We start from the raw sequence: 14100 nt of genomic DNA, 5'->3' as shown, positions 1-14100 counted from the left end.
GTACAATAATCACATAAATCTTCACTTCTTATTTGATTGTAATATGATTTGGTTTTTTCAATATCCAAAGTGTTCACCTCCTCAAATAAGAATTTACAAAATCATTAATATCATATTCTACCATAATCACATATACAATTCTATTTTATTCCATTAAAATTTATTAAAAAACCTAATTCATTTATTTCATGAGATGAGATTTGTCAAGGGCATTTTCTGTGAGGTGTTCAAAACTACTAAATAGTTATTTAGAAAACACTGTAGTCCATTCTATCTGTTAAAAAGTTCCATACATCAAACTATCGATTTCATCTACAAAACATTTTGAACTTACCTAATAACTTCTGAAAAAACAAAAAACCTGTAGATTGTATCTAATAAAAAGATGAAATCTACAGGTTTTCGTTTTTACTCGTATTTCAGCTAATGCCGTCAATGAATATCACAGAAAATGAAAGCTTAAATTTTTACAACATAAGGTTCATCTTCAATAATACCCTGATCGTGGGTAACAATGATAACCGTTTTACCTTCTTCATTGAGTTCGTGCAATAACCTCATAACAATATCTCTATTTTTCTTGTCAAGTGAGCCAGTAGGTTCATCTGCCAAAACAACAGAACATTTTTTCATCATAAGACGAGCTAAAGCAACTCTCTGTTGTTCACCACCGGAAAGCTGATAAACTTTTTTGTTAACTTCCTTTGATAACCCCACACGATTAAGAGCTTCTTTAAGTGATACTTTAGTTCGGCTTGATTTTTTAATCAAACTTAAATTTTCTTTAACTGTCTTATTTTCAAGCAGTGCAAAATTCTGAAAAAGAAACCCCACTGTATCCGCAAAAAAACTGTTTTTATTTTTAAGCCGGGTAATATTCAGCCCTTCGATTATGATACTGCCGCTATCCGGCTTTTCGATACCACCAATCATATTGAGCAAAGTGCTTTTTCCACTGCCGCTATCCCCGCTGATTACTACAAAACTTCCATCCGGAATTTCCAAATTAAAGTTGGAGAAAATTATTTTCTCTCCAAATGCTTTATTTAAGCCACGAATTATAATCATAAACATCCTCCCTTCAATGACTTTGAGATATTTGTTTTTTCAACCCACATAATATTTGTGAAAATGATTGCCATTTCAATAATGGTGAGCAATGATCCAATCAGTAAAGCAATCCCGACACTTGCGTTAGATATAAAAATCGAAACAATGCAAATCAATATCACACCGGCTATATTTTCTATGAGATTAACGGAAATAAATCTTTTGTGCCTTTCATAAAAGCTATAACCTAAAACCTTTTTGAGGGAGATTTCCATAGAGCTAAGTCTAAATTCCATTTTCGCTTCAGATACGATGATAGCTATATCTAACAGCAATACTAATACGCAAAGAGAGCTTATAAAGCTAATCAATTTTACAAGGAAACTATGACTATAAATGTAATCCTCTCCGACATTCGTCAGCATAAAATAGTGTGAATCAAGCTGTTCTGCATATTTTTTCGCAGCATTACGAATTGTGCTTTCATCGCATCCGTAGATTACCTCACTATTATATGTTCCTGTTTCGATATAACTTCCATTTAAAGCAACAGCCTCATTTGCCTGATAAATCACAATCGGATTTGTTACTCTTGACAATCCGTCAATAGCCTCTTCTCTGTTCGAATTGAGATAATAAAATTGCTCTCTGCCAGAATATTCTTTATAAACAACACGCAGTTCTTCTGCATTTTGGGTAAGAGAGCCAATTTCCTCTTTTGCGATATCTTTGTATGATTCCGCATTTCTTCCCTTTGGCACGAAGACCACGATATCCTCTTTTTCATCATCTTCAGTAAGCATATCAGAAAACCCTTGTAGCATATCTCTGGCATTATGATTTACAAAAATATAATTATCCGTATCGCTTATCCGGCTGCCTATGCAGACCACCGGATTTATAGTGTTGTATTCATTTTCGTAAAGGTCATTCCAAAATTTGCTCTCTGTAGATTCCTCCTCATTTTCTTCAAAAGGAGGTTCAAGCTGCATAACTCCAAAATAATAATCATTATAATGATTTTCTAAAAGAGTAGTGTTTGTAAGTAAATTACCTTGAATGCTACTGAGATTTGTAGTTATTGTAAAAATTGTCATAGCAGTAGCAAATACTTTAAGACCATTCAGAAGATAAAACATACCTTTTTTATCTGAAGCATTGGCGAAGGCTTTTTTTACATCAAAGCAGACAAAAGCAGCATAAGGAATTACGGAAAGAACTGCTCCGGCACAATACACTGCCAAAATGAGATAATCTTCATATGCACCCGATATAAATTGAGAAACAAGCAACTTTGCTAAAACGAATAACGCAGCGTACGAAATCATATCAGCCACTACAGCTTTTAGAGCAAGCACAGCAGCATTTTCGCCCAAGGAAGCTCGTACAACTACTTCCTTTTGTCTGCGTATCACCTCAATCACATTAAGTACAATCATCAATATGGCAACCAATCCCCAAACAATGAACATCATATCAGTTTCGGTTGATTGCCAAAACTCTGGCTGCGATATAGAATATTCTTTTGCCAAATCTTGATATGTGGCAATGATGTCATCATCATCACCGATATAGCTGATCATTATTTCCTGTCCATTGCCTGTGTTTTTTACTTCTCTAAAATCTTCAAATTCTATTACGGTGATTCCACCTATTAAAGCCGTATATGTTTTTTCCTCAATATCCATCGTGCTTTTAAGACTATCCCGAACAACGGTATCATCACCATAAATATAAAGTCTTGTCTGATAATTAGAAACTCTCTGATTAAAAGTCGAAAAAATATGAACACCATGCTTCTCAGCTGTATCTTCTGCATTGGCTAAAAATGAATCCATATCGTCATTGGTAGTTGTGTATCTGGACGATAAATAATAAGCACCATTAAAGTTCCATAGCATATTTTGATATACTTCAGCTTGCATAACAAAAGCAAAAATAATCGTAATCAACAGCAATATATTTCTTATATGTTTCATTCAAATCCCTCCAATTTCATTTGGCATAGTTAAATTCAAATCATCCAAAAGCATCAAAGTTTTTCTGTAATTGCCTTTTGCTTTTTATAAAAATATTTTCCCTTTCAGACATTTTGAGGGTTCGATTTAGTACAGCTTGCCCCCAACAACTCAATAAATATTATAAACAAAGCTGTAAATGAAATCAATCTTTTGTTCCTGTTTAAAATTCATTAAAAAAACCTTAATTCATTTATTTCAAGAATGCAGATTGAGTTTTAATCCTATAGACACTCATCCCATAATCGTGAGTTCCATAACGTAAATTGCAGATTTTGTAGTGCGCTTCATAGCATAAATTGGGCAAATATAAGCGTCCTCTCACAAGTCATTCGTAACGTAAATGAAAGAAAAACGGTGCAGACAAATATGATTTCCTTTGTGAGCCATGGAGCTGGGATTCTAACAATCATGGAAGCTTCAGCTGAACATGATTGTTGTTCAGAAGCCCAGCGGAATGCCTGGCGAACAGGAACATCACATTTCGTCTGTACCGTTTTTCTTTTCATAAACCTATAAAATCACGACTTGCGAGAGAACGCTTATATCTGCCCTTCACAACCTGTAAAAGCACCACAGAATCTGCGACACTACGTCCGTCAAACTCCGGTTTAAAACATTTATTTCGATAATGAAAATATAAATTAGTTGCTGGCGGGTTTTGAAAAAGTATAGCGCACTAAGTGAAAATATGGTATTGTTACCGTGTAATAGCATATATGACAATCGTATTATCAGATACGCATACAACATCTGAAATACAGAGAGTGTAGCTTGTGATTTCCTAATTATGTTAGAATAAATGAAAAACAAGCTATATAATGGGAAGAAGGAAGGAAACAGATTATGAAGAAATTTGATGATGATCTTGAATTTGAATCATTGAATAACGAACCGCGGGATACCCGCTTTATATTACCAATTATCATTGTGGCGGTTTTGCTTGTCATTGTGATTGTGGCACTGGTTTTGTTAGGAAAAAATAGTAAAAATAAAGACACAAGTGCTGACTTAATGTCTACAGAGCAGAGTGAGACAACAGAGACAGAAACACAGACCACCGAAGTAATGGGGAATATTGCCACAACCGAGAGCACTGAAGAAGTGGAGGCAGACGATCCACAGAATGGTAATATGGGAACTGACACGGGAGCGAGCGTTGATGTGACTGCACTGTTATCGGCAGGAAATGTGACGGAATCGGGTGAGACAACCTTTGGTATAGATGTGGCCAGATATCAGGGAACCATCGACTGGAGTCAGGTGGCGGCTTCCGGGGTACAGTTTGCCATGATACGTGTCGGATATCGCACGCAGAAGACTGGCGAGATCGTTGCGGATACCAATGCAAAATACAACATGCAGGAAGCGCAGGCAAATGGGATAAAAATAGGGGCATACTTCTTTTCGACAGCCGTCACAACGGATGAAGCGGTGCAGGAGGCAGACTGGGTGGCAGATTATATTTCCCAGTATCAGATCACCTATCCGGTTGCATTTAACTGTGAAGGATTTGAAAATGCAGACAGCAGACAGTATGCTATGACACAGTCGGAGAGAACTGACATTGCGATCGCATTTTTAAATGAGATTTATAACCGCGGCTACACGCCAATGTTTTATGCGGCAAAAAATGAGATGCTTGGCGATGCAAAATGGGATACTTCAAGGATTGAAAAAACATATAAAATCTGGGTGTCTCAATATCCATCTGTACCGTATCCACAGACTGCACAGTCCGATTACACTGGAACGCACGCAATGTGGCAGTATACCAATCAGGGAACAGTGGCAGGGATCAGTAAGCCGGTTGATGTTGATATTGCCTATTTCGGTTATGAGGGAACTGCAGATGCGAAAAGTGATGTGACACCGGAAACAGTCAGTGCAGACGCAGAAGCATTGATGAATTTCTCCGATGTAAATGAAACTGTTACGGCAAAACAGTCCACAAATCTCAGAAACATTCCGAGTCAGGGCTCCGATGCAACGGTTGTGGCAACCCTGCAGAATGGCGAGACGGCGACAAGAACCGGCGTAAGCAGCAGTGGCTGGTCAAGAGTAAGTTACAATGGACAGACTTTATATGCAGTGTCCAGTTATCTGACGACAGATCTTGGATATACAGCACCTGCAGCCAATACGACTGCAGAGACAACAGCAGCGGACGGCTCAGGATCCGGAGACGGACTGAAAACAAAATTTACTGCATGCAATGACGTGGTAACAGCGAAGATCGAAGTGAATTTAAGAACACTTCCGAGTGTCACAAACCCGGATGCAGCAGTTGCGGCAGTTTTAAAAAATGGCGAGACCGTGACGAGAACCGGAATCAATACAGACTATGGCTGGTCAAGAGTTGACTATAATGGACAGACACTGTACTGCGTGTCAAGTTATCTGACAAGTGCACAGTAAAAAAGAAGCTGGTGCATTCAGACGAAAAAGATGTAACGTCTGAATACATCAGCTTTTTTATGCTATGCACATCAAATTAATTTTTTCCTCTTTGCTGGACGCTGTTTCTTTACAGGAGGTGTTACCTCATTTCTGGAAGCAATGGATACGGCTGAAACTGGTGACGCAGGCAGGACAGGTTTGTCCATAACCGGCTGTTTTGCGTGCGGAATGGCAGATGTTCCATTTTTGCGACGGCTGATTTTTTCTTTCTGGGCACGGAAACGGTCAGCGGTCGCTTTAATATATGGATCTGCAACAAAATGCTTAAGTGTATCGCTGTCTATGGCGATACGGTTATCCATTGTCTTCATAATATCTACAATCTGTAACTGATCCGAGGTTTCCGGATCGCTCAGATCATAAATCCGGTTATCCTTGAAATTCAGGATCATAGGATGCAGAAAATCAGCCGGATTGTCAGCAAGCACCAGACCTTTTTCTCCATTGGCAAAATCGAGACAGGCACCTGTAGGAAGGATCTGGATGCTGTCTGCCAGAGCGGTGATCACAGAACGGTTATATTCTGCGATGTGGCTGTAAAAAAATGTCATGGCAGCCAGTTCTGACATTGGTGCATGGTTAATGTTCATGGCAGTCAGGCGGTCAAATTTGTCCGCAGCCTTCAAAATATCGATCAGAAGCTGGACTGGTGATTTTGGAGGTCTTGGGCTGATCGTTGCATGGTCTTCAAATATAATGTTCTGGATGATCTCAAGACTTGTGTCATTTAAGCCGAGTTCTGCAAAATGCGGACGGATGATCTCATACCCATGTTCTGATTTTAACTGGATGAGATCCCGGTCGGAAGCAGAGAGATCTTCGTTCTTATCTAAAATGCTCTTTGGAACGGAGAGATAACCAAAATCATATAATAAAGAAGCTGCGATCAGCGACTGGGAGTCTTCCAGCTCAATATGCATCTCATTTGCGATCATCGCAGAGAGGATCGCAACACTAATCGAATGCTTGTATACAAAATCGGCAGAACTTCTGAGGTTCTGTGTGAAATTAAGTTTGTGGTCTAATGCACCATAATGTGTGTATATATTCTGTACGAGTTCCGTGATTGCCGGAATATTTTTCTGTGCGAGAAGCTTGTCCATGCAGTCTTTCAATTTGAACATATAGATAGTCTGGAACTGCTCAAATTCAAGGTCTTCTTTGGAAAGAGGAGGAACAGGCTCCGCCGGTTCCAGAATAAAAATGCCAATCAGACCGAAATTATCAATACTGTTTATACTCTGAAGTGTTAATTTTGTGTTGCGCTCATACAATAAAACCCCCATTTTATTGTAAATGGGTTTTGCCAGCCGCATTCCCGGCTTTAAATCCTGTGATCTTACAAACTGCATATATCCCCATACCTTTCCTGATGCAAATATGATAAAATAAAAACAAGCTGATACATACCAAATATAGCATATTGAAAGGTTAAATACAATCTGCTATCATGGTGCTTGAAAGAAATTTTTTAGGAGCAGATGCAGGAATATTTCGACAGAATGAGGTACTTATGAAAAAAATCCCCTTAAAAAGAATATTTGCAGCGGCAGCATTAGTGTGCTGTCTTACCGTGACAACAGCTTATGCAGATGTCACGCAGGAAGATATTGACAATGCAAAAAATCAGATCAACAATCTGAAAAACCAGCAGAAAGATGCACAGGATGCGGTCGATGATATCAATGGAAAAAAAGGCCAGCTAGAGAGCGACCTGAACAATTTAAATGGACAGATGACCAACATTGTTTCGTCCATGAATGCCCTTGAGTCACAGATCAATGATAAGAAAAAAGAACTGTCAGATCTTGAGGATGAGATCGATCAGACGCAGGATAATCTGGAAGCTGCAAAGCAGCAGTCAGCCAGCCAGTATGAGGATATGAAGATACGTATCCGCTATATGTATGAAAATGGAAATACACCGATGCTTGAGATGCTGTTATCGGCATCATCCTTTTCTGATTTTCTGAACCGGACGGAGTATATTTCGGAGATCAATTCGTATGACAGACAGAAATTAGAGGAATTTATCCAGGTGCAGGAACAGATTGCGGCAGAGGAAGCTTCTCTTGAAGAACAGAAGAAGGATCTCGAGAGTGAGCAGCAGGAACTGCTCGCCATGCAGGATGACATGAAGGTAAAACAGAATTCTGTAAACAGCCTTATCAGTTCAACGCAGGCAAATATCAGCCAGACCAATTCTGAATTGAGCAGCGCCCAGGGAAAAGTCAATGATATCAACAGTCAGATCGCACAGATGGAAGAACTGGAAAAACAGTTAGAGATCCAGAAGGCAAAAGAAGACGCTGCGAGAATGGCGGAGATCAAGCGTCAGGAGGCTGAGAACAACGGCGAATTTTCTTATGTCCCAAGTGACAGTGATCTTTACCTGTTAGGTGCGATCATCCAGTGTGAGGCAGACGGTGAACCATATGAGGGAAAGCTTGCAGTCGGAAGTGTTGTCATGAACCGTGTGCGAAGCTCTTATTTCCCGAATACCGTATCCGGTGTGATTTATCAGAGCGGACAGTTTTCTCCGGTAGCCAGTGGACGATATGCGCTCCGCCTCGAGCAGGGAGTCAATAATACCTGTATGCAGGCGGCACAGGAGGTGCTTAACGGGAACATCACAAACAGCTGTCTCTATTTCAGAACTGTGATCGACGGATTGGAAGGAACGATCATCGGACATCACATATTCTACTAATACGGCTGTCAATGCGCAAATTACATAAAAATCATTTTTGAAACCAAATGGAAAAAGAGACGTTTTTGTGAGAAATATACAAAAAACGTCTCTTTTTTGTGGAATTGAGCGGTTGCGCATGATAATTTTTTAACGAAAAACAGTATATAAAATAGGTAAAAACCAAATTTAAATACTGAAAAAAGTGTGAAAAAAAAAGAAAGCTATTGCATTTGAAAATAAAATATGGTAGCATGAGAAAGTACTGAAAAGCCAATAAAAAAGCCGAATACATAAAAACGTAGAAAATCAGGAAAAAGAAAATTTAAATTTAAAAGAAGAAATTTTAGATTTATTTTTTTTACTAAAAGATTGTTAAAAAAATAACAACGTTTTTCGGCAGATTTATTATGAAGGAAACAAAATATACTGCATATTATGAGCGGTGTTTTGTACCACAAAACCGAAGGGAGAATTCAAAATGGCAAGAAAAGTAGTTTTAGCAGGCGCATGCCGTACAGCAATTGGTAAAATGGGTGGAGCATTAAGCAATACTCCAGCAGCAGACTTAGGTGCAATCGTTATCAAAGAGGCATTAAGAAGAGCAGGTGTTAAACCAGAGATGGTTGACGAAGTTAAAATGGGTTGTGTAATCCAGGCAGCTCAGGGACAGAACGTTGCACGTCAGGCTTCTATCAAAGCAGGACTCCCAATCGAAGTTCCAGCAATCACAATCAACGTTGTATGTGGTTCTGGTTTGAAATGTGTCAATGATGCAGCTACCATGATCATGGCAGGAGAAGCTGATATCGTTGTTGCAGGTGGTATGGAAAATATGTCAATGGCACCATATGCTATGACAAAAGCCCGTTTCGGATATCGTATGAACAATGCAACAATCATCGATACAATGGTTAACGATGCATTAACAGATGCATTCAATCATTATCATATGATGATCACAGCAGAGAACGTATGTGATAAATATGGAATCACAAGAGAAGAATTAGACGAGTTCTCAGCAAACAGCCAGCAGAAATGTGAAAAAGCGATCGCTGAAGGTAAATTTGCAGATGAGATCGTTCCGGTTCCGGTTAAAGTGAAAAAAGAGATCGTAGATTTCGTGACAGATGAAGGACCTCGTGCAGGTACAACAGCAGAGTCTTTAGCAAAATTAAAATGCTGCTCTGGTAAAGAGGGTGGACTTGTTACAGCAGGTAACGCTTCCGGTATTAATGATGGTGCAGCAGCAATCGTTGTTATGAGCGAAGAGAAAGCAAAAGAACTTGGTGTTACACCAATGGCTACATGGGTAGCCGGAGCACTTGGCGGTGTTGAACCAGAAATCATGGGTGTTGGACCTGTTGCTTCCACTAAGAAAGTATTAGCTAAGACAGGACTTACAATTGATGATATGGATCTGATCGAAGCAAACGAAGCTTTCGCAGCTCAGTCTATCGCAGTTGCAAGAGATTTACATTTCGATATGTCCAAAGTTAACGTTAATGGTGGTGCAATCGCACTTGGACATCCAGTAGGAGCTTCCGGATGCCGTATCCTTGTAACATTATTGCATGAGATGCAGAAGAGAGATTCCCACAGAGGTCTTGCTACATTATGTATCGGTGGCGGAATGGGATGCTCTACAATCGTTGAGAGATAATTAATCAGACAAAACTGTCCGGAAAGCGGGTGACTGCTTTTCCGGGCGTTTCCATTACATATTAAAAATTCAGAATGAATTCAGGAGGTACTAACATGAAAGTTGGTGTTATTGGTGCAGGAACCATGGGACAGGGTATTGCAAAAGCATTTGCTCAGGTAGAAGGATATGAGGTAGCTCTCTGCGATATTAAGCAGGAATGGGCTGACGGCGGAAAAGCCAAAATCCAGAAAGGTTATGCAAGACTTGTAGAAAAAGGAAAAATGACACAGGAAGCTGTTGATGCTATCCTTGCTAAAATCACTCCAGGATTAAAAGAAGACCTTTGCGCAGACTGCGATCTGATCGTAGAAGCAGCATTCGAAGATATGGGAGTAAAGAAAACAACATTCCAGGAATTAGATAAGATCGCAAAACCAGAGTGTATCTTTGCTTCAAATACATCAAGCCTTTCCATCACAGAGATCGGAAATGGTCTTACACGTCCAATGGTTGGTATGCATTTCTTCAACCCTGCAGACCGTATGAAATTAATCGAAGTTATCGCTGGTGTAAATACACCGGATGAGACTGTTGAAGCTATCAAGAAAATCTCTGTTGAGATCGGAAAAACACCTGTACAGGTAAATGAAGCAGCAGGATTCGTTGTAAACCGTATTTTAATCCCAATGATCAACGAAGCAGCATTCATCAAAATGGAAGGTGTATCTGATATCGCAGGTATCGATGCAGCTATGAAACTTGGTGCAAACCATCCAATGGGACCATTAGAGTTAGGAGATTTCATCGGTCTTGATATCTGCCTTGCTATTATGGACGTTCTTTACAAAGAGACTGGCGACAGCAAATACCGTGCATGCCCATTGATCCGCAAAATGGTTCGTGGTGGTAACCTTGGTGCTAAGAGCGGAAAAGGATTCTATGTATACAATGCTGACCGCACAAAAACACCAGTTGACGCTCAGTAATTAACAGATATTAAGGTTTAGGAGGATTTGAAATCATGGATTTCACTTTAGACAAGAAACATGAAATGGCGCGTTCTCTGTTCAGAGAATTCGCTGAAAACGAAGTAAAACCTCTTGCACAGGAAACTGATGAGACAGAACAGTTCCCGGCAGAGACAGTTAAGAAAATGGCAAAATATGGATTCATGGGAATCCCGGTACCAAAGGAGTACGGCGGACAGGGATGTGATCCATTAACATATGTTATGTGTGTAGAAGAGTTATCAAAAGTTTGCGCTACAACAGGTGTTGTTGTTTCCGCACATACTTCTCTCTGCATCGATCCAATTATGACTTACGGTACAGAAGAACAGAAACAGAAATATGTCAGACCACTTGCTACAGGCGAGAAACTTGGTGCTTTCGCATTGACAGAACCAGGTGCTGGTACAGATGCTCAGGGTGCTCAGACAAAAGCTGTTTTAGACGGTGACGAATGGGTATTAAACGGATCAAAATGCTTCATTACCAATGGTAAAGTTGCAGATGTTTATATTGTAATCGCTATCACAAGCATTACAGAGGACAAGAGAGGAAGAAAGAAAAAGAACTTCTCCGCATTTATCGTAGAAAAAGGTGCTCCAGGATTCTCCTTCGGAACAAAAGAGAAGAAGATGGGTATCCGTGGATCTTCTACCTATGAATTAATTTTTGAAGACTGCAGAATTCCAAAGGATGCGTTACTTGGACCTGAAGGAAAAGGATTCCCAATCGCTATGCATACATTAGATGGTGGACGTATTGGTATCGCTTCCCAGGCACTTGGTATTGCAGAAGGTGCATTAGAGCGTGCAATTGCTTATACAAAAGAAAGAAAGCAGTTTGGTCGTTCTATCGCACAGCAGCAGAATACACAGTTCAAGTTAGCTGATATGGCAACAAGAATTGAAGCCGCTCAGATGTTAGTTTATAAAGCAGCAATGGCAAAAGCAAACCAGAAAGTTTACTCTGTAGAAGCTGCAAAAGCAAAATTATTCGCAGCAGAGACAGCAATGGCTGTTACAACAGAAGTTGTTCAGTTATTCGGTGGATATGGATACATCAGAGAGTACGATGTAGAGCGTATGATGCGTGATGCTAAGATCACAGAGATCTATGAGGGAACAAGCGAAGTACAGCGCATGGTTATCTCAGGTGCATTGCTTAAATAGACGTGATCTAGCGGATTGAAAATGGATGGAAGAAATATAGAATCACGCTTGCGAGAATGAAATATTTCTGACAGACATTTGAGAGCGCAACGCGCACGAGAAACACGAAGTGTTTCGAGTAATCCGCGATTAATGAAAATATAATAACATAAGGAGTGGAAAATACATGAATATCGTAGTATGTATTAAACAGGTTCCTGATACAAAGGGTGGAGTAAAATTCAATCCAGATGGAACACTTGATAGAGCAGCAATGCTTGCTATCATGAACCCAGATGACAAAGCAGGTCTTGAAGCAGCATTAAGAATCAAAGATGAGACAGGAGCAAAAGTTACAGTTCTTACCATGGGACTTCCAAAGGCTGATGCAGTTCTTCGTGAAGCAATGGCAATGGGAGCAGATGATGCAATCCTTGTAACAGACAGAGTATTAGGTGGAGCAGATACATGGGCAACATCTACTACAATCGCTGGTGCTCTTCGTAACTTAGATTACGATCTTATCATCACAGGACGTCAGGCTATCGATGGAGATACCGCACAGGTAGGACCACAGATCGCTGAGCATCTTGGTTTACCAGTTATCTCTTACGCAGCAGACATCAAAGTTGATGGAGATTCTGTTATCGTTAAGAGACAGTATGAAGACAGATATCACGAATTAAAAGCAAAAATGCCTTGCTTAGTGACAGCACTTTCTGAATTAAATCAGCCACGTTACATGACACCAGGTGGAATCTTTGATGCATGTGACAAAGAAGTGACTGTTTGGGGAAGAGCAGACTTAAAGGATGTTGATGATTCTGACCTTGGATTAAAAGGATCACCAACAAAGATTGCAAAAGCATCTGATAAAGTAGCAAAAGGAGCTGGTGAGAAAGTAAATCTTGATCCAGCAGAATCCGTAGCATACTTGATCGGTAAATTCAAAGAGAAACACATTATCTAAAAAAATAAGGAAAAGTGGTGAATAAGATGTCATTAGAAGAATATAAGGGAGTATTTGTCTTTGCACAGCAGGTAGATAACGTATTAGACGGTGTTGCATTTGAATTGCTTGGCAAAGGTAAAGATTTAGCAAAAGACTTAAATACAGAAGTTACAGCAGTATTGATCGGCTCTGGCGTCAAAGGATTAGCAGATCAGTTAGCAGAGTATGGTGCAGACCGTGTTATCGTTGTAGACGATCCTGAATTAAAAGAATACAGAACAGAGCCATATGCACATGCACTGGCATCTGTAATCAATGAGTACAAACCAGAGATCATGTTAGTTGGTGCAACAGCTATCGGACGTGATCTTGGTCCTACTGTATCAGCAAGAGTTAAAACAGGTCTTACAGCAGACTGTACTTCTCTTGAAATCGGAGATTTCCCATTGGTTGCTGCTCCAGGAAAAGAATCTGAGCAGAAACACAATCAGTTGTTAATGACTCGTCCAGCATTTGGTGGTAACACAATCGCTACAATCGCTTGCCCGGATAACCGCCCACAGATGGCAACCGTTCGTCCAGGTGTTATGCAGAAGATTGCTCCAATCGCTGGTGCAAAAGCAAACGTTGTTGAATTCAATCCAGGATTCACACCTGACAACAGATATGTTGAAATCCTCAATGTTGTAAAAGCTGTAAAATCTACAGCAAATATCATGGAAGCTAAGATTTTGGTATCTGGTGGACGTGGAGTAGGTTCCAAAGAGAACTTCAAACTGTTAGAGGACTTAGCAGAAGTTCTTGGCGGTACTGTAAGCTGCTCTCGTGCTGTTGTAGAGAATGGCTGGTTACCAGTAGATCTTCAGGTTGGACAGACAGGTAAAACAGTTCGTCCACAGATTTACTTTGCAATCGGTATTTCTGGAGCAATCCAGCACGTAGCAGGTATGGAAGATTCTGATCTTATCATTGCAATCAACAAAGATGAAGATGCACCGATCTTCGATGTAGCTGATTATGGTCTTGTTGGAGATTTAAATAAGATCGTTCCGGCATTGACAGCAGCTTTAAAGACTGAACTTGGTAAATAAACCGGAGTTTAATTTACCGTAGTGTCGCAGATTTTGTAGC

At 39.9% G+C, this 14100-nt stretch carries 10 protein-coding genes; 7 read left to right on the top strand and 3 right to left on the bottom strand.

Going from position 1 to position 14100, the window contains the following annotated elements; translation table 11 throughout:
* Positions 1 to 459: 459 nt before the first annotated feature.
* Both ROSEINA2194_RS17765 and ROSEINA2194_RS17760 read right to left on the bottom strand, forming a co-directional pair.
* Positions 460 to 1068 carry an ATP-binding cassette domain-containing protein gene (locus ROSEINA2194_RS17765; RefSeq protein ID WP_002593328.1) on the bottom strand — a complete coding sequence of 203 codons (609 nt, stop codon included), beginning with the start codon at positions 1066 to 1068 and terminating at the stop codon, positions 460 to 462.
* The gene (locus tag ROSEINA2194_RS17760; protein ID WP_007890259.1) at positions 1065 to 3029 is read right to left on the bottom strand and encodes a bacteriocin-associated integral membrane family protein; all 1965 of its coding nucleotides are present in this window, start codon (positions 3027 to 3029) and stop codon (positions 1065 to 1067) included. The genes ROSEINA2194_RS17765 and ROSEINA2194_RS17760 overlap by 4 nt, the downstream gene beginning before the upstream one ends.
* 885 nt (positions 3030 to 3914) lie before the next feature.
* Here ROSEINA2194_RS17760 and ROSEINA2194_RS17755 point away from each other — a divergent pair.
* Positions 3915 to 5486 (top strand): GH25 family lysozyme, encoded by a 1572-nt coding sequence (locus ROSEINA2194_RS17755; RefSeq protein ID WP_007890258.1) that lies wholly within the window; start codon positions 3915 to 3917, stop codon positions 5484 to 5486.
* A 71-nt stretch (positions 5487 to 5557) separates the two neighbouring features.
* On the opposite strand, the gene ROSEINA2194_RS17750 is transcribed toward ROSEINA2194_RS17755, so the two are convergent.
* Positions 5558 to 6880, bottom strand: a complete 1323-nt coding sequence (locus ROSEINA2194_RS17750) for an HD-GYP domain-containing protein (protein ID WP_007890257.1) — start codon at positions 6878 to 6880, stop codon at positions 5558 to 5560.
* 161 nt (positions 6881 to 7041) lie between these two features.
* Between ROSEINA2194_RS17750 and ROSEINA2194_RS17745 the strand changes: the two genes are divergently transcribed.
* From ROSEINA2194_RS17745 to ROSEINA2194_RS17720, 6 genes are all read left to right on the top strand, one after another.
* A complete protein-coding gene (locus tag ROSEINA2194_RS17745; RefSeq protein ID WP_044928789.1) occupies positions 7042 to 8238 on the top strand; it encodes a cell wall hydrolase in 1197 nt (398 codons plus the stop codon).
* A 460-nt stretch (positions 8239 to 8698) separates the two neighbouring features.
* Complete coding sequence (locus tag ROSEINA2194_RS17740; protein ID WP_007890255.1) at positions 8699 to 9880, top strand: acetyl-CoA C-acetyltransferase; 1182 nt, start codon at positions 8699 to 8701, stop codon at positions 9878 to 9880.
* 95 nt (positions 9881 to 9975) lie between these two features.
* Complete coding sequence (locus ROSEINA2194_RS17735; RefSeq protein WP_021924028.1) at positions 9976 to 10848, top strand: 3-hydroxyacyl-CoA dehydrogenase family protein; 873 nt, start codon at positions 9976 to 9978, stop codon at positions 10846 to 10848.
* Between the two features lie 35 nt (positions 10849 to 10883).
* The gene (locus ROSEINA2194_RS17730; RefSeq protein WP_007890253.1) at positions 10884 to 12038 is read left to right on the top strand and encodes an acyl-CoA dehydrogenase; all 1155 of its coding nucleotides are present in this window, start codon (positions 10884 to 10886) and stop codon (positions 12036 to 12038) included.
* A 166-nt stretch (positions 12039 to 12204) separates the two neighbouring features.
* A complete protein-coding gene (locus tag ROSEINA2194_RS17725) occupies positions 12205 to 12987 on the top strand; it encodes an electron transfer flavoprotein subunit beta/FixA family protein (protein WP_007890252.1) in 783 nt (260 codons plus the stop codon).
* Between the two features lie 26 nt (positions 12988 to 13013).
* Complete coding sequence (locus ROSEINA2194_RS17720) at positions 13014 to 14060, top strand: electron transfer flavoprotein subunit alpha/FixB family protein (RefSeq protein ID WP_007890251.1); 1047 nt, start codon at positions 13014 to 13016, stop codon at positions 14058 to 14060.
* Positions 14061 to 14100: the final 40 nt, after the last annotated feature.

It is taken from the genome of Roseburia inulinivorans DSM 16841 (assembly GCF_000174195.1).
GTDB classification, from domain to species: domain Bacteria; phylum Bacillota; class Clostridia; order Lachnospirales; family Lachnospiraceae; genus Roseburia; species Roseburia inulinivorans.
This window is presented reverse-complemented; position numbering and strand designations above follow the sequence as displayed.